Below are 17178 nucleotides of genomic sequence, written 5' to 3'. Positions count from 1 at the left end.
TAACTTTAGGTGGAGATATTTATCTCCACCTTTTTTTATAGTTTACTAACCAAATAATGAAGTACACCTTTCCCCTTGTTTGCCTGGTTGCCGTTTTATTTAGTGCATGTAAAAAAGCTACACTTTTTGAACAGATCCCTTCCTCGCACTCTGGTATTACCTTCAATAATAAAATTGTTGAAAACGACACTATAAACCCCTTAACCAAACTTAATTTATACAATGGGGGCGGAGTAGGGATAGGCGATTTCAATAATGATGGTTTGCAGGATATTTACTTCGTTGCCAACACAACATCAAATAAGCTATACCTCAACAAAGGGGACATGAAATTTGATGATGTAACCACAGCGGCAGGCGTTGGCGGCAGCGGCGGATGGGGTAGGGGAGTGGCCGTTGTTGATATTAACAACGACGGACTCATGGATATTTATGTGTGTTATACCTTGCTTGATGATTCGGTTAAGCGCACTAACCTGCTTTATGTAAACCAGGGCATAGGTAAAGATGGTGTGCCACATTTTAAAGAAATGGCTAAGGAGTACGGCCTCAACGTAAGGCTGCACTCAACAATGGCCTCGTTTTTTGATTATGATAATGATGGCGACCTGGATATGTACCTCACGGTTAATGAGGCCGTGGCCGGGGATAATCAAAGCACTTTCAGGCCAATAATTACTAATGGAACCCACCGCAGTACAGGGCAGCTTTTCCGTTGCGATTGGGATCCGGTACTGAAGCACCCCGTTTATACCAATGTATCAAAACAGGCGGGCATAGGCACCGAAGGATATGGCCACGCGGCTACCATTGTTGATATTAACCGCGATGGATGGAAAGACATTTACGTAACCAACGATTTTTTAACAGATAACATTTTATACATCAATAATGGTAATGGCACCTTTACCGATAAGGTACAGGAATATTTTAAACACACCGCGTTCAGCTCGATGGGGCAGGATATTGAGGATGTGAACAACGATGGCCTTGCCGATGTTTTTGAGGTTGATATGAACCCCGAGGATAACTACCGGAAAAAGATGTTCATGCCGCCAAACAACTACCAGATATTCCAAAATTTCGACCGGTATAAATACCAGTATCAATATACCCGTAATACGCTGCAACTAAATAATGGTCCGCGAATTGGAGGCAATGACTCTATTGGCGATCCCTCATTTAGCGACGTGGCCTTTTTAAGTGGTGTTGGCCAAACAGACTGGAGCTGGGGGCCTATGATAACTGATTTTGATAATGACGGCTATCGCGATATTGTGATAACCAATGGTTATCCGCGCGATGTAACTGATCATGACTTTATAACTTTCAGACAAATGGCTTTTTCGGTAGCGTCAAACCAGCAGGTGCTTGACCAAATTCCGGTTGTGAAAATACCCAATTACGCATTCCGCAATACCAACGGTGTACAATTTGAGGATGTAACCAAAAGTTGGGGACTGGGCGTTCCTTCGTTTTCAAATGGTTGCGCTTACGCCGATCTGGATAACGATGGCACCATGGATATGGTGATTAACAATATTAACGACGAAGCATTTATCTACAAAAATACTTCCCGTAAAAACGCGCTAAACAATAGTAATTACTTACATATACAATTTCATGGCGGCGCTAAAAACCTGAACGGGCTTGGTGCTTTTGCCGATATCTACTATGATCATGGCAAACATCAGTATTATGAAAACACACCGTATCGCGGCTATTTATCAACCATCCAGAATATTGCCCATTTTGGCTTAGGCAATGTTTCCAGGCTCGATTCGGTGGTGGTTCGCTGGGACAACGGTAAAAAGCAGGTATTAACCAATGTTAAAACCAATCAAACAATTCAGGTTAAAATTGCCGATGCAAAGCTTGATTACAGTAACAAGCAACCGGCTATAGATAATGTTGCGTTATTTAAAGACGTCACCAAATCGGCAGGGATAACTTATAAACATAACGATCAGGACTATATCGACTTTAACGTTCAAAAGCTGCTTCCGCATAAGCTATCTGAATATACGCCAGCTGTTGCGGTTGGCGATGTGGATGGTAACGGTTTTGATGATATGGTTGTGGGCGGTACTACCAAATATCCTGCGCAATTGCTGTTGCAACAGGCCAGCGGCAAATTTATTCAGCGCGATCTGGTACCTCAGCCTAAAACTATTGCACCCGTTGGTAATCCTAATGATATGGCGCATATGATATCGCCGGTGCGTGTTAAAGATGAAGGCATGTTGCTTTTTGATGCCGATGGTGATGGCGACCTTGATTTGTATGTAGCCAGCGGGGGGTATGAAAGCGAACCGGGCTCATCAAACTACCAGGACAGGCTTTATGTTAACGACGGAAAAGGTAATTTTAAACTACAGCCGGATGCATTGCCCAAAATTCTGACCAGTAAATTGTGTGTAAAAGCCGCTGATATAAACCGCGACGGTAAAATGGACCTGTTTGTATCAGGTCGCGTTAATCCATGGAATTATCCTAAGCCGGTATCAAGCTTTATTTTGCGTAACGATAGCAAAAACGGTGTTGTTAAATTCACGGACGTATCTGCGTCGGTAGCTAAAGAATTAAATAACATCGGCCTGGTTTGTGACGCCACCTTTACCGATTTTAATAACGACGGCTGGCCCGATCTGATCCTTACAGGCGAGTGGATGCCGATTACTTTCCTTAAAAATGATCATGGCGTTTACAAAAATGTAACGCAAAGTACTGGTGTTGAAAATAAACTTGGCTGGTGGAATACTATTGCCGCCGGCGATTTTGACCACGACGGCGATACCGATTATATTGTAGGCAACACCGGTTTGAATACTTTTTACAAAGCAAGCGATCAGTACCCGATTTATATTACAGCCAAAGATTTTGATAATAACGGCAGCTACGATGCTTTCCCATCTGTTTTTCTGAAAGATCAGGAAGGTAAGCTTCAGGAATTCCCGGCTTTTGGTCGTGATGATATTGTGAAGCAGATGATCAGTATGCGTATTAAGTTCCAAAACTATCGCTCATTTGCAACCGCTACAATGGATTCGGTGATAACGCCTAAAATGCGCGAAGGTGCGATCCGTTTAAAAGTGAACTACCTGCAGTCGGTTTATTTACGTAATGATGGAGCTGGGAAATTCACCACCATTCCGCTGCCTGTTGAAGCACAGATGTCTGAACTATGCGGAATTACTGTTGATGATTTTGACGGGGACGGCAATCTGGACGTTGCACTAAATGGTAATGACTACGGTACCGAAGTGGCAACCGGCCGTTACGACGCATTTAACGGTTTGCTACTTAAAGGCGATGGTAAGGGAGGCTTTAAACCACTCAGCATTATGCAAAGCGGTATTTATATTCCTGGCGATGGTAAGGCATTGGTTAAGCTTAAGGGAGCCAGGGGCAATTACCTGCTGGCCGCTACCCAAAACCGGGATACCATGAAATTATTTGAGCTGAAAAGACCGGTTAAAACATACAGCCTGCAACCGCTTGACGCGTTTGCAACCGTAAAATACAAGAATGGTAAAACCGCCAGGCAGGAGTTTTATAATGGCAATTCTTTCTTGTCGCAATCGGGCAGATTTATTAATATTGATGATAACATGGCTTCCGTAACCATAACCGACAGCTATGGCCATCAACGTAATATACCAATTAATTAAACTATTATAAATGAGAATCTTGAGGATATTCATAGCCGCTGCAAGTTGTGCCCTTTTGTTAGGTTGCGGAGGTAAGGCTAAAAAGATACCACTGATTAAGGACGAAGACGTTATTCATAACAACGTTGATCAGCTTACGCAGGTTATTATATATGATGTTTTTACCCCTCCGGTAGCCAGTCGTATTTATGGATATGCTACATTGGCTGCTTATGAGGCGCTTCGTTACGAAAAGCCAGAATATAATTCTATCACCGCACAGCTTAAGGCTTTTGGTCAGCCGCCACAGCCACAACAAGGAGCAAAGTATAATTATACACTTGCCGCTACAAACGCTTTTTTCACAGTGGCTCATAAGGTTACCTTTTCGATAGATTCATTGAAAAAGTACGAGGCTAAGGTTTACGCCATGTATAAAGATAACCTTGATGATTCAACCTATGCACGTTCCATGGCGTTTGGCGAAAAGATTGGTAAGTACATATTAAAAAGGGCATCGGTTGATAATTATCCTCAAACCCGTGGCAAACCCAGGTTTTTAGGTAATGATAATCCAGGTAACTGGCATCCAACACCACCCGATTACCTGGATGGAGTTGAGTTTTGCTGGGGTACCATGCACACCTTCGCGGTTGATACTTCAACCATGTTCCCATTGCCGCCGCCTCCTGCTTTTAGTGAAAGCAAGGATAGTCAGTATTTCAAACAAACCATGGAAGTGTATAACCAAAGCAAAAACATCACCCCTGAGCAAAAAACTATTGCCAAGTTTTGGGACGATAACCCTTTTGTTATTGAGCACAACGGGCACATGATGTTTGCTAATAAAAAGATCACTCCAGGCGGCCACTGGATAGGTATAACTGCCATTGCCTGCAAGCAAACCCATGCCGACGCGGTAAAGACTGCACAGGCTTATGCGCTAACTTCAATAGCATTGTTTGATGCCTTTATTTGCGGCTGGCAGGTTAAATACGAAACCAACTACATAAGGCCTGTAACCATCATCAACGATAAAATTGACCACGATTGGCTGCCTATGCTGCAAACCCCTCCATTCCCTGAATATCCGAGCGGGCATAGTGACATCAGCGGCGCTTCGGCAGTAGTGCTTACGCATTTATTTGGCGATAATTTTGCCTACCAGGATACCAGCGACCTGCGTTACATTGGGATGCAGCGCCACTTTGATTCCTTCTTGAAAGCTGCCGATGAAACTTCTGTTAGCAGGTTTTATGGAGGTATCCACTTCCGTAACAGTGTTGACCAGGGCGCTGTGCAAGGCCGTCAGGTGGGTGAGTATATCTGGAAAAAACTGAAACTAAAAAAATAGCGGCTTAACCATCTTATGACTATTAAAAAAAGCACGTTAACCATATCATCCCTGTTATCATTTTCTGCAATAATTGCCGGTTTGGCGCTTTTTAATAGCTGTAAGCACAAACAAGCTTACCAACCATATAAACTTACCGGCAACGTTATAGTTGATGGTAAAAATCTGGTGCAGTTAAAATGTACACGTTGTCACTCATTAGTGCCTGTTGATGCGTTGCCTAAAGATGTTTGGATTAACCATACGCTGGTTAACATGGCGCCGTTGTTACATATTTCAACTTATGGTGGTTCGTCTTATTTTAAAAATGATCCGCTTGATACTGCAGGTGCAACCATTGCCGAGTGGACTGCTATTTTAGATTATTATAAAAAAGCAGCTCCCGATACAGTGTTTCCTGCTAAAAAGCCCGTTTCGCTGATTAACGATTGGGCGGGTTTCACACTTAAAAAACCTGCACCGGTGAGTTATACAAGCTTCACTACTATGGTGGCCACCAATCCGGCTACGCATAAATTGTACAGTGCCGACGCGGTTGATGAAAAACTGAACATCTGGGATAGTAATTTAAAAATGGATTCCATCGCCAAACTTCCATCAGCAGCGGTTGATGTAACTTTTGGCAAGGATAGTTTGGGGAATAATGTGGGCTTTTTCTCCTGCATAGGCCGCATGGCGCCAATTGATTTTCCAAACGGTAAAGTAGTGAAGGTTAATCTGGATGCCAAAGTAGTTAATAACGACCAAACCTATGTTGCGTCAGATCTGCCACGTCCGGTTGGTACAGTATCCGGCGATTTTAATAAGGATGGATTGCAGGATATAGTGGTTTGCGGTCAGGGTAAGTTTAAAGGCGGGGTTTACCTGCTTAAGCAAAATAAAGATCATACTTATGATCAGCAGATTATTTACAACAAGCCGGGAGCGGCACAAGCTTTAGCCGGCGATTTTAATAATGACGGCTGGACGGATGTTATGCTGCTGACGGGTAGTGGCGATGAAGGCCTTTGGCTTTTATTAAATGATAAAAAAGGGGGTTTTACCACCCGTAACCTGCTGCATTTTCCACCGGTATATGGTTCAAGTAGTTTTCAGCTGGTTGATATGGATCATGATGGCAAACTTGACCTGGTATTAACGTGCGGTTATAATTATCGCGATTCGCGGATCTTGAAGCCTTACCATGGCCTATATATTTTTACCAATACCGGCGATTGGAATTTTAAACAGCGTTGGTTTTACCCGATAAACGGTTGCACCAAAGCAATAGCTGCCGATTTTGACGGTGATGGCGATATCGACATCGCCACCATAGCCTTCTTTGCAGATATGAAGAACACGCCTGCCGAAGAATTTATTTACTTTGAACAAAGCAAGCCGTTTGATTTTAAACCGCACGCCCTGCCAATTAGTCAATACGGCCACTGGATGTGTATGGAAATGACAGATCTGAATAATGATGGCCAGCCCGACCTTGTTTTAGGTAACTATGCTGATGGCTTTATGTTTCAGGACGGTTTTAAACCTAATTGGGACAAGCACCTGCCGTTAATAGTACTTGAAAATCACACCAAGAAGTAACGCCATATCCAAACTACAGATGAGGAAAGCAGGAGGTGGGAAAGTAAAGAGGCTAAGTTTATTGTTGCTCATAACTATAATGTTTGCCGCTGTGATAGCTGCGTTGAACAGTTGCGGCGATCATGAAAAGACTGACGAGGAGCTTTTAGCTGATGCCAGAAAAACTGCTGTTAAATATTGTGGCAGTTGTCATGAAGCTCCTGATGCCTCATTATTGGATAGTGCAACCTGGGATAAATATATTTTGCCGGCTATGGGGGCAAAGCTCGGGATGCGCCCCTTTATGGATCAATACATAGCCGGGCCAACTGCTGTGCTTTCTCTTGCCGATTGGACAAAAATTGCTGTTTATTACCGTTATGCTTCTCCTAAAAAGTTGAAAATACCGAAGCCAGACGCTGTAATCGATTCGGCTATATTTTCGGTTAAACGACCTGCCTTGATTAATACCACATCGGGAGAGGCCATGACCACCATGGTTAAATTTAACCCTGTTGACAAGCATTTTTATACAGGCGATGCCGGTAATAAACTTTACCGCTGGAGTACTGATCTAACGGCTACGCTTGTCAAAAAGTTCCATTCGCCCATTACCGACGCTACTTTTTATCAATCGGCAACAGAGCCTAACAGCGCTGTTGTTACCTGTATAGGTATACTTCCGCCAAACGATCAGCTTAAAGGGACGTTAACACACATTGATCTCAGCAGAAAATCAAAAGATACAACTTTAATGGAAGATAGCCTGCCACGCCCTGTTAAAAGTGCGGCAGCTGATTTTAATAAAGATGGCCTGATGGATTATGTAAGTTGCGGTTTTGGCCGCGATAGAGGGGGCTTGTTCCTGCTGCAGCAACAGGCCAATCATTCTTTTAAAAGGAAGGTTATTCGAGCAATTCCTGGCGCTGAAATAGTTTACACGGGTGATTTTAACGGTGATGGCTGGCCGGATATAGCCTGTTTATTTGCCCAGGCCGATGAAGGTATCTGGCTGTTTTTAAATGATAAAAAAGGTGGTTTCATTACCCGCAATATTATGCGTTTCCCTCCTGTATATGGTTCAAGCAGCTTTCAGTTGGTTGATTTTAACCACGATGGTGAATTAGATATTGTATATACCTGTGGTGATAATAATGATTACTCGCCTGTATTCAAGCCTTATCACGGAGTTTACATTTTCACCAATCAGGGCGACTGGAAATTTAAACAAACCTATTTTTACCATATCAACGGTTGTTCAAAAGCCATAGCTACTGATTTTGATCATGACGGCGATCTTGACCTTGCGGTGATCGCATTCTTTCCCGATTACAAGTATCATCCCACCGAAGGCTTCACTTATCATGAGCAGTTGCGCCCGGGTAAATTTAAAGTTCATGAAGTGCCAGTAAATTTGCTGGGGCGCTGGATCTCCATGGAGGCCGGAGATATCGATGGTGATGGAGATACCGACCTTGTATTGGGCAATTTTTCGGTAGGGGCACAGGGGCTCATGAACCAGAAAGATTATAAGCCCAACTGGGATTTATATGAGCCGATTATTGTGCTGCAGAATAAAACCGTTCATAAATAGTAGACCAACAACGGCGCAAGCATGCTGTAGGCTTCCAGCTTACATTACTGATCCACCAATACCGCATCCTCCTCAGCAACTTTAACTTTTTGCCTGGCAAGCGTCAACGCAAACAATGCACCGGTTGATGCCATAATTACACCTACAATTTCCGGAGAAGTAAAGCCAAGTCCCCAGGCTATAGGCAGGCCGCCCAGGAAAGCCCCTAAAGCGTTGCCGATGTTAAAGGCGGCTTGTGTAGCAGCCGCGCCAAGCATTTCGGCGCCTTTGGCCGTGTTGATCATCAGTGTTTGTATAGGCGAACCTATGGCCATTGAAAGGCCTCCGGTTATGAATGTCATTACCAGCGACAGGATCTGATTTTGCGCAACAAAGAAGATCACGATTAATGATATAGCCATGGTGATCATCAATATTAAACAGGCTTTTACAGGCGAAACTTTATCTGCCAGTTTACCGCCAATAAAATTGCCTACTACCATTCCCAGACCAGCTAAAACCAATACATAAGGAACACTGCTGGCCGCGAATTTAGATACTTCGGTCATGAGCGGAGCTATATAGCTTATCCAGGCAAAAAGACCGCCGGTGCCAATAGCCGTAAGCCCGATGATAAGCCAAGCCTGCTTTTTTTTAAAAAATGTAAGCTCAGATCGGATGTTGCCACTATTGTTGGGTGCTAATTGTGGCAGCCATAATTGGATAAATGTTAAAGTGAGCAGGCCGATAACAGCAATCATTCCGAAAGTATACCGCCATGAATAATGGTGACCTATATAAGTACCCAAAGGAACAGTAACCAGGTTGGCAATGGTAAGGCCGGCAAACATAATGGATATGGCCTGCGCTTGTTTACCTTTTTCAGCAAGGCGGGTAGCTACTACCGAGCCTACTCCAAAAAACGCCCCGTGAGGTAAGCCTGCTAACAACCTCGAAAATAACAATACATAATGATTTGGCGCAAAGGCCGAACAGGCGTTGAAGACTGTAAAAATGATCATTAATACGGTCAGGATTTTTTTGGGAGGATAGCTGCTGGTAAAAGCAACCAGTAGCGGTGCGCCGATGACTACGCCTAATGCATAGGCCGAAATAAGATGCCCCGCAACCGGGATACTGGTATGAAAATCATTGGCAATGTCTGGCAGCATGCCCATCATTACAAATTCGGTAGTGCCTATGCCAAGGCCGCCTAAGGTAAGCGGTAGTAAACTTTTTTTCACGTTGTTTGGTATTAAAAGATGTTGATGCCTGCTTCCCTGTATGCCGATAGTTGTTCATCGTCGGGAGATACATCGGTAATGATAGTGGCCAGTTCTGTAACCGGGCCTATGTAGTAAGAGTCGGCTTTGTTTATTTTTTCTAAAGTGGATAAGGCGATGGTTTCTTTTGATATTTCGATCATCGTTTTCTTGATCTCGGCCTCTTCGTAATCGCGGGTTGTAATGCCTATGGTAGGGTGTACGCTGCAAATCCCAAAAATGCACAGATCGGCCCTGATGTTCCTGAAAGCATTGATGGTTTCGTGACCGATGGTGGTGAAGGATGATTTGTACAGCCGACCGCCTGCAAATATCACTTCAACGGTTGGATGGTCTTCAAGGGCATTTGCTACCGGGAAACTGTTGGTAACTACGGTTATCCTTAAATCATCCGGCAGGCTTTCGGCAACGGCCAGTGTTGATGTACCGCCGTCAAAAATTACCACTTGCCCGTCTTTTAAAAAGCTGAGCACTTTAGAAGCGATCACCTTTTTGGATGCTACGTCGTGCTTTTCCCTTGCCCGGTAATGGTGCGGGATGGGGGAGTGGGCTACGGCGCCGCCCCTTACGGCTGTTAACAGCTTTTGATCGGCCAGTACTTTGATGTCGCGGCGTACGGTATCTTCCGAAACATTGAGCTTCTCGCTCAGTTCGGTAAGCATAACCTTGTTATCTTTTGATACGTGATCTAATATGATCTGGAGTCTTTCTTCTCTTACCATGCTTGCAATATGATGCAAAGTTATAAATAATTTGCAAAATATTGCAATATTGTTTTGTTTTGTTGCATGAAATTGCATGAAAGAAAAACTATCGCAATCGACATGGACGGCGTTATGGCCGATGTCGAGCCGCAACTGATCAAATATTATGAGCAGTTGTATGGTATTACAACAACCATTGAAGCTATCGACGGTTTATCACACGCGGAGGCTTTTCCACTGGATGCCGCAACAAAAGCTTCCCTGAACCTGCCCGGTTTTTTCCGGACGCTGCCTGTGATGCCCGGTGCTATTGAGGCGGTTAAAAAGCTGATGGAAGACTATGAGGTGTACATTGTATCGGCTGCTACCGAGTTTCCACTATCATTATTCGAGAAGCTGGAATGGCTACAGGAGCATTTTCCTTTTATCAGCTGGCGTAATATTGTGCTGTGCGGCGATAAAAGCATCATCCATACCGACTACATGATAGATGACCATAGCAAAAACCTCGATTATTGCAGCGGTAAGGCCATCATGTTCAATGCGCATCACAATAAGCACGAACACCAGCACGTACGCGTTCACAATTGGGATGAAGTATTAAACTTGTTTGAACTGGAAAAATCCGCTGCTGATTTGGTGTAATTTAATCAGGGAAGAATCGATAGGTTGATAGGGCTTGATATAGAATTGCCAGCATTGTTTGGCTAAAGCCAATAATTTTCGGCTTTTTTTTACCGTTGGTTAAAACCAACGGCAATGAATGCCTTGCATTTTGAGTAGCTTATGGTAGCTAAGTGCTTTAAGTTTTACGTGTTCCGCTTTTATATTTACCGGCAGATAGGACTTCATAGCCGTTGGTTTTAACCAACGGAGTAATGGCAGTCTATAAGAGAGCTTTAGCCTAAACCCAACTGCATAAATTGGCTAAAGTCAATCCTATTTCAGCTTTTTACGGTTGGTTAAGACCAAGGCAATGAATGTTTTGCATTTTGAGTAGCTTATGGTAGCTAAGTGCTTTAAGCTTTATGTGTTCCGCTTTTATATTTACCGACAGATAGGACTTCATAGCCGTTGGTTTTAACCAACGGAATAATGGTAGTCTATAAGAGGGCTTTAGCCTAAACCCAACTGCATAAATTGGCTAAAGTCAATTCTATTTCAGCTTTTTTACGGTTGGTTAAGACCAAGGCAATGAATGTTTTGCATTTTTAAGTAAGCAAAAACTAAAAGCTTTAGGCTTTAAGCTTTTACAAGGCTATTTAGTATCTATCCGGTAAATAAGCGACGCCGACAAGTTGGTGCCTGCGCCGGTATTACGGCCGGTAATAAACGTGCCCCCTGTTAAAAACATCGACAGGCTTTTGGCAAAGGAATGCCCGTAGCTTAACGCTACCTGGTTAAACGCGAAGTTTTTGCTGGCGCTCGGGTTAACATTAAATTCCTTGTTGATACTGGTGGCGTAAAATCCGCCTACGCTTAATGAAATTTGCTCGTGGAATTTTTTATCGAGTGTTAGGCCGTAAGTGGCGTTGTACCTGTCCTGGAAAACACTTTCGTAGCCAAAATATTCACGTACGCCATTCTCCAGAATAAAGAATGAGTTTTTACCAAACAGATGCCCGCTGCCAGCAAAGGCCAGCCTGAGTTCGGCTCCTTTTTGGTTATAGCCCAAGGCAGTATTGCTATACATTGGTACAATGGCTGTACCCTGTAAGCTGAAATAATATTTATAATTAATATTGGCCAGGTAATACCTGATGCCTACTTCCAGGTCCTGAAAGCCGGAACTTTTACTGGTACCGAGATCGGTAGCGAAAGTATTCATAACATAAGGGGCCAGTACCGATAGGGTAAACCGGCGACTTAAGCCAACCTCCGAGTATAGCGCATAGCTCCATGATGTAAACTTGCCATTATTGGCAAAGGCGCCTTTATGGCTGTTTTCGTCCCAGGCTTTATTGGCAAAAAAGTAAGTTGCTGATGGCGTAAGTGTGATCCTGCCCGGGCGCACCGGGAAACCACCGCCATAACTTTTAGTAGGTATAAAAGCAGCAAGCGTAATAGCTGTAAACAGAAAATATTTTGAAATATATAACTTCAGGCCCATGGTTTAAACGTGCTAAAATAAACCAAATGTATCACGCATCCAACGGCCCTCGTACTCTTTGTACTCAACGCTCACTTCGTGGCCCAGATTTTTAAATATGATCATGTGCTTATCGCCATTCAATGAATTGTAAACGGCATAGCCATTGGCAGGGGGTACGAATGGGTCAAGTAAGCCTAAACCAATAAGCGTAGGGCATTTTATCCGGCTTGCAAAGTTTTTGGTATCGTAATAATCAAGGTTGTTGATCACCTGGTCAAAGCTTACCCCGGCTTTGCTGTTGCAGTATTTCCTGATATCGTTAATGGGCCATGTTACCGCGCCAACCAGGTTATGTACATCGCTCATGATAGGGTTTTGTGCCGAACATAAAGCTATGCGGTGATCAAGACCTGAAACAGCCAATGACAGAAAGCCACCCATACTGCCACCACTCGCAAGGATCTGATCATGACGAAGATTAGGCTGGGCAAAAATGAAATCCACAGCTCTAACACAATCCATAATTACGCCACGCATCACATATTTGTTTTTATCCTCAATATGATAGGAGATAAAGGCATCACGCTCGGTATGTACCACATCCTTGCTGGTACCCTGACCGCGGGTATTCAGGGTGATGATCACCAGGTCCGGGTCGTCACCAACTATGGGCTGCAGGTTAACCTGGTAGCCCGGCAAACCCAACAGTACCGAAAATTTTTTGTCTTTATTTTTAGTGATAGGCACCGTCATAAAACCACGGATGAGAATATCATCAAGCGATTTCATTTCAATTTGATAAACCTTGCGATTTTCCGTTTGCCTGTCAGGTAGCTCGGTGAGCTTGTAGTTGGGCTTCACTTTAGCCAATTCATCTTTGGCGGTTTGCCAAAACTGGTCGAAATCGGCGGGTTTAGCATATTGCGACCTGATATCGTCTGGCTTAATCCCGAAAGCGCGACGGGTGGTATCGTCATAGTCGCTTACGTTGATCATCATGTTAAGCTTGTAAAAGCCCGCCTTCAAGCCCGGAACATCAAAGTCATATTTGGAAGTGCTCTTTTTGGCGAGGTTTACCGGTTTCGACAGTGTTTTAATAACCTGCCCTTTTTCGGTAGTAATATTGTATGAGATGGTACCTTCCTGGTTGGTATCGTGGTTATTTTTTATCTCGAAACTGAATGACGCGGTTGAGCCGAAGGTGCCGTTTTTATCGTTGATGTTAAGTACGGTTGATACGTCTTCAGCATCGTCTTTGTCCTGGGCCAGTACGGGCCTCGCGCCGTTGAATAATAAAAAACATGCAGCTAAAACAAGATAGTACGGTTTAAATTTAGTTGTGATCAGGAAGTTAAAACAGTTCATTAAAAAAAGTACAATTTATGGAATCCGAAACTTTTCCCGGATCCAAAGATTTTGAAACATAAAATAATTCAGGTCAACCTCGTGGGTTGAGTTTGGTACACTTACCCACTCCTTATTGGTTGTACCCAAATGGTTATACAAAGACATGCTGCAACGCGGCGGACAAAATTGGTCAAGCAAGCCTATCCCCATCAAAACCGGGCATTTTACCATTGGTGCAAAGTTTTGCGGATCATAATAATCAAAGTTTTCAAAAAACTTATCCCAGGTAAATTCAGCACGTGAGGCCTTATACCGTCTGAACATTTTGAACGGCACAACCTGTTCTTTATACGAAGCCGAAATATTGTAATTATCCCGGATATCGGCAAATAAAGGCACCTGCATGGTTAATACTTTAACCCTTTTATCAAGTGCCGCGGTCACCACTGCCAATGCGCCACCCTGACTGCCGCCCTCTACATAAATTTTTGAGGTATCAATGCCAAGGTTACTGTGCGAGTAAAGGAAATCAAGCCCGCGCAGGCAATCCATGTAAACGCCGCGATAAATGTACTTGTTCTTATCTTCAATATTGGTAACATTATAATTATCGGTGTTAATGTGCACCACATCCTTACTGTTGCCATTACCACGCACGTTGATATCAAAAGCGATATAATCATCATTGTCCATGTTTGGCTTCAGCTCAACCACATAGCCGGGTACACGGTAATGTACCGGAAACTTGCGACCATCGGTAGGGATCACCAACCAACCACGGATCAGTAGGTTATCGTACGACTTCATCTCAACCAGGTAAACCTTTTTGTATTTGGTGGATAGGTCCCTGCGTTCCAATACTTTGTATTGCGGTTTTACGTCGGCCAGTTGCTGGCGAGTTTGCAGCCAAAAGCTGTCAAAATCGGCAGGTTTGTGTAACTGTGAGGTAATGGATTCTGGGTTTAATCCAAACACTTTACGCACGGTATCATCATAAGCCGACAGGTTAAACATAAAATCGATATGATAAAACCCGGGGTTTTTGGCATTAACTTTTACGTTAAGGCTTTTTGACGAACCCGCGCCGATAGAAAAATCTGACGAGTCTTTGAATACAGGCTTGCCTTCGTCGGTGGTGATAACGTATTTGAATTTACCTTCCTGCTTATCTTTATAAGTGCTTTTGATGTTAAGCTTGTAGCTGATCTCATCATTACCTTTAAAAATGCCGTTCTTGTTACGGGGTTTGGCCTCGATGAACATTTCGCCGTCGCTGTCATCCTTATCCTGGGCGAAAACGTTGGTTGATGATAGCAATAAAAGTGTTGCTGCAAAAAATATAATGGGGGTAAAACTGATATTAAACTTTTTCATCAACATCATATTTTAAATATTAACTGTAATGAACCTCCGTAACCTACACCGGTATTACGGCCAATTGGGGTGTAATAACCGCCTAAAAAGGTTGAGAACCTGCGGCTGAACTGGTGACCGTAATTAAGCGTCGGCTTAAAAAAAGAATAGTCGCGGGCGTTGTTGATATTGGCATTGAATGCTTTGTTTGAGCTGATAGAACGCAGGTACAAAAGCTCCAACCCAAACTGATCATGCCTGCTTACCGGGTAGCCTACCATAGCGCTCAGGCTTACCTGGCTTGGCCCCTGCTCATCAAAATATCTGCGGAAAGAAAGCTCTGTATTAAAATAGCCTTTTGATGCAATGCTTTTAGGCAAATTGCCGCAGTACATCAGCTTGGCTTCGGCTCCGTAATTGCCGTAGCCCAAATCTGACAGCGGATTTTTTCTGTTATAAAGCGGCGCTATACCCGATACCTGGAAACTCAGGAAACGCACATAATTAAAGTTGACCAGGTTATAGCTCAGCCCCATATACAAATCGCCAAGACCGCGGTTGGTGATAGTTCTGCCGTCAAATAACCTGTTTTGTGAATATACAAATGGTACACTGGCTATAAGGTCAAGCCTGCGCGATAAGCCATAGCCTACATAAAGGTTGGCCGAGTAGGAGGTAAAGCTGGCTCCCGGATCCCCTTTAATGCGTCGTCCGTCGATGTCAAAACGGTCGGTTTGGTGATAAAGGAACATGGATGGGATAACAAGGTCCCTGTATTTGCCAATAGGCCATCCTGCATACAGCTTTTGTGGCAGCAGCATACCTGTTAGCAGTAAGATGCTTAAAATGCAGCGTAGTTGTTTCTTCATTGATAGATAGACATAGTTTTAGGTAGCACTGTTAAACTATCGATTTTTCACGTATGGCCTTATGCTTAACCAAAAAATCAGACTTGCGGATGTAATGGTTAAGCGGTTCTTCTATTAATTTGAACAGCGTTATTGAAATGATATTTAAAACGATGAACGCGTATAAAAGGTTTAAACTATCGTACTCAAACGGCGAATGCCAATCAACTCCCCACTTGTCATACAGCTCAAAAACGTAATCGTTAAGGTTGTTCATAACATGGTGTATAAAGTTGTACATGTAGCCCAGGTGGATAAGATAAAATATGTATGAGCTTTTGCCCAGCAGTTCGATAAAAGGATGCGCTAAAAACTTTTTAAGCAGTGTAGTTTCGGTGAGCAGGCCGTAAAAGAATATCGTTATAGATATAGCCAGGAAATAATTATTGGTGACAATGCCCCATGGATTATGCAAACCCGCTTCATAGCCTTGTGGAATGGTTAATGTCGACATGATCCAAACACAGAAAAAGATCAGGAAGAAACCGAGGTAAGTAAACTTCTTTTTACTGCTGCCATCCAGTTTTTGCTTACGAACAATTAGCGCCAGCTGAATGCCCGCGAAAAACTCAAAGCAACGGCCCAAAAAGGTATACAACATCATAAACGTAAAGTTGCCGAAGAAGCCAAACCAGTTAAAATGACTAAAAATGAGCACCAGCGAAACACCTAAACCTGTAACCGCTATGGGCTGGATATAAAACTTTTTGTATTTGGTAGCTGTCAGGAAAATGAATGGGGCCGAAAAGTAAAAGCATTCTTCCACCGTAAGCGACCATCCCTGCGCTATGCCTGTAAACTTAAACTGATCAAAAAAGCCACGCAGAAAAACGATGTTCATGAAAAACATCACTACAGGATTTTGCCCACCAGTTACCGTTTGGTTTTGCGTGAAATGATAAGCTATGAATGCACCAATAGTGAGCAGGGCGTACATGGGATAGATCCGCGCCACCCGGTTTTTCAGGTATTGCAGAAACCACTCCTTGCTTAATTTAAAACTGTCAAAATACCGGAAAGCGATCAAAAAACCCGAAAGCACAAAGAAAATGGTAACCCCAATATGAAACTCGTTAAAGAAACGTTGCACGGAGTGGGGAAATTTTTCATCAAATACATACGCAAAATGCGAGATAAAAACCAGGTAAGCCGCCATGGCCCGCACACCGGTTAATGCAGGAATATAATTGGATTGCGCTCTTTGTGACAAAACAGACGTATTTTAACTTTTAGATCAATTTAATTATACGTAAATATTTGCAAAAGGGATACCAATTGTTAAATAAGTAAGGGTTGAATTAAGTAGCAGTGGCAGTTTTTAGTAGCAGTTTTAAAATCAGTAGCAGTTTTGAGT

The 17178-nt window shown here is 43.3% G+C and carries 12 protein-coding genes; 5 read left to right on the top strand and 7 right to left on the bottom strand.

What is annotated here, in order from left to right; genetic code table 11:
• Window positions 1-56: 56 nt before the first annotated feature.
• From DUL71_RS15600 to DUL71_RS15585, 4 genes are read left to right on the top strand one after another with little or no spacing between them, the layout of a single operon-like run.
• A complete protein-coding gene (locus DUL71_RS15600) occupies window positions 57-3671 on the top strand; it encodes a VCBS repeat-containing protein (RefSeq protein WP_114938968.1) in 3615 nt (1204 codons plus the stop codon).
• A 10-nt stretch (window positions 3672-3681) separates the two neighbouring features.
• Window positions 3682-5004 (top strand): vanadium-dependent haloperoxidase, encoded by a 1323-nt coding sequence (locus tag DUL71_RS15595; protein WP_114938967.1) that lies wholly within the window; start codon window positions 3682-3684, stop codon window positions 5002-5004.
• Between the two features lie 15 nt (window positions 5005-5019).
• Window positions 5020-6585 carry an FG-GAP repeat domain-containing protein gene (locus tag DUL71_RS15590; RefSeq protein ID WP_114938966.1) on the top strand — a complete coding sequence of 522 codons (1566 nt, stop codon included), beginning with the start codon at window positions 5020-5022 and terminating at the stop codon, window positions 6583-6585.
• 19 nt (window positions 6586-6604) lie between these two features.
• Window positions 6605-8158 (top strand): FG-GAP repeat domain-containing protein, encoded by a 1554-nt coding sequence (locus DUL71_RS15585; protein WP_114938965.1) that lies wholly within the window; start codon window positions 6605-6607, stop codon window positions 8156-8158.
• Between the two features lie 44 nt (window positions 8159-8202).
• Here the strand turns inward: DUL71_RS15585 and DUL71_RS15580 are convergent, their stop codons facing one another.
• Both DUL71_RS15580 and DUL71_RS15575 read right to left on the bottom strand, forming a co-directional pair.
• The gene (locus DUL71_RS15580) at window positions 8203-9381 is read right to left on the bottom strand and encodes an MFS transporter (RefSeq protein WP_114938964.1); all 1179 of its coding nucleotides are present in this window, start codon (window positions 9379-9381) and stop codon (window positions 8203-8205) included.
• Between the two features lie 11 nt (window positions 9382-9392).
• Entirely contained in the window at window positions 9393-10142 is a 750-nt protein-coding gene (locus DUL71_RS15575; protein WP_114938963.1) for a DeoR/GlpR family DNA-binding transcription regulator, read from the bottom strand.
• Window positions 10143-10208: 66 nt separating this feature from the next.
• On the opposite strand from DUL71_RS15575, the gene DUL71_RS15570 reads away from it, so the two are divergent.
• Window positions 10209-10769, top strand: coding sequence for a 5' nucleotidase, NT5C type (locus DUL71_RS15570; protein ID WP_114938962.1), 561 nt, complete (start codon window positions 10209-10211; stop codon window positions 10767-10769).
• Window positions 10770-11382: 613 nt separating this feature from the next.
• Here DUL71_RS15570 and DUL71_RS15565 read toward each other — a convergent pair.
• From DUL71_RS15565 to DUL71_RS15545, 5 genes are read right to left on the bottom strand one after another with little or no spacing between them, the layout of a single operon-like run.
• Window positions 11383-12234 carry a hypothetical protein gene (locus tag DUL71_RS15565; RefSeq protein WP_114938961.1) on the bottom strand — a complete coding sequence of 284 codons (852 nt, stop codon included), beginning with the start codon at window positions 12232-12234 and terminating at the stop codon, window positions 11383-11385.
• A gap of 12 nt (window positions 12235-12246) precedes the next feature.
• On the bottom strand, window positions 12247-13581 hold the full coding sequence (locus DUL71_RS15560) for an acetylxylan esterase (protein ID WP_114938960.1): 1335 nt from the start codon (window positions 13579-13581) through the stop codon (window positions 12247-12249).
• 15 nt (window positions 13582-13596) lie between these two features.
• Window positions 13597-14937, bottom strand: coding sequence for an acetylxylan esterase (locus DUL71_RS15555; RefSeq protein ID WP_161964446.1), 1341 nt, complete (start codon window positions 14935-14937; stop codon window positions 13597-13599).
• A 5-nt stretch (window positions 14938-14942) separates the two neighbouring features.
• Entirely contained in the window at window positions 14943-15785 is an 843-nt protein-coding gene (locus tag DUL71_RS15550) for a hypothetical protein (RefSeq protein ID WP_154402409.1), read from the bottom strand.
• A gap of 31 nt (window positions 15786-15816) precedes the next feature.
• Window positions 15817-17034, bottom strand: a complete 1218-nt coding sequence (locus DUL71_RS15545; RefSeq protein WP_154402408.1) for an acyltransferase family protein — start codon at window positions 17032-17034, stop codon at window positions 15817-15819.
• Window positions 17035-17178 lie beyond the last annotated feature (144 nt).

This window comes from Mucilaginibacter endophyticus, from assembly GCF_003351025.1.
Classification (GTDB): Bacteria; Bacteroidota; Bacteroidia; order Sphingobacteriales; family Sphingobacteriaceae; genus Mucilaginibacter; species Mucilaginibacter endophyticus.
The sequence above is the reverse complement of the archived record's forward strand: the minus strand, read 5'-3'. Positions and strand labels throughout refer to the sequence as shown.

Excerpts from the sequence above, each read along its gene's own strand:
- DUL71_RS15600 (WP_114938968.1), top strand. The coding sequence starts at position 57 with ATGAAGTACACCTTTCCCCTTGTTTGCCTGGTTGCCGTTTTATTTAGT.
- DUL71_RS15595 (WP_114938967.1), top strand. The coding sequence starts at position 3,682 with ATGAGAATCTTGAGGATATTCATAGCCGCTGCAAGTTGTGCCCTTTTG.
- DUL71_RS15590 (WP_114938966.1), top strand. The coding sequence starts at position 5,020 with ATGACTATTAAAAAAAGCACGTTAACCATATCATCCCTGTTATCATTT.
- DUL71_RS15585 (WP_114938965.1), top strand. The coding sequence starts at position 6,605 with ATGAGGAAAGCAGGAGGTGGGAAAGTAAAGAGGCTAAGTTTATTGTTG.
- DUL71_RS15575 (WP_114938963.1), bottom strand. The coding sequence starts at position 10,142 with ATGGTAAGAGAAGAAAGACTCCAGATCATATTAGATCACGTATCAAAA.
- DUL71_RS15570 (WP_114938962.1), top strand. The coding sequence starts at position 10,209 with ATGAAATTGCATGAAAGAAAAACTATCGCAATCGACATGGACGGCGTT.
- DUL71_RS15565 (WP_114938961.1), bottom strand. The coding sequence starts at position 12,234 with ATGGGCCTGAAGTTATATATTTCAAAATATTTTCTGTTTACAGCTATT.
- DUL71_RS15560 (WP_114938960.1), bottom strand. The coding sequence starts at position 13,581 with ATGAACTGTTTTAACTTCCTGATCACAACTAAATTTAAACCGTACTAT.
- DUL71_RS15555 (WP_161964446.1), bottom strand. The coding sequence starts at position 14,937 with ATGAAAAAGTTTAATATCAGTTTTACCCCCATTATATTTTTTGCAGCA.
- DUL71_RS15550 (WP_154402409.1), bottom strand. The coding sequence starts at position 15,785 with ATGAAGAAACAACTACGCTGCATTTTAAGCATCTTACTGCTAACAGGT.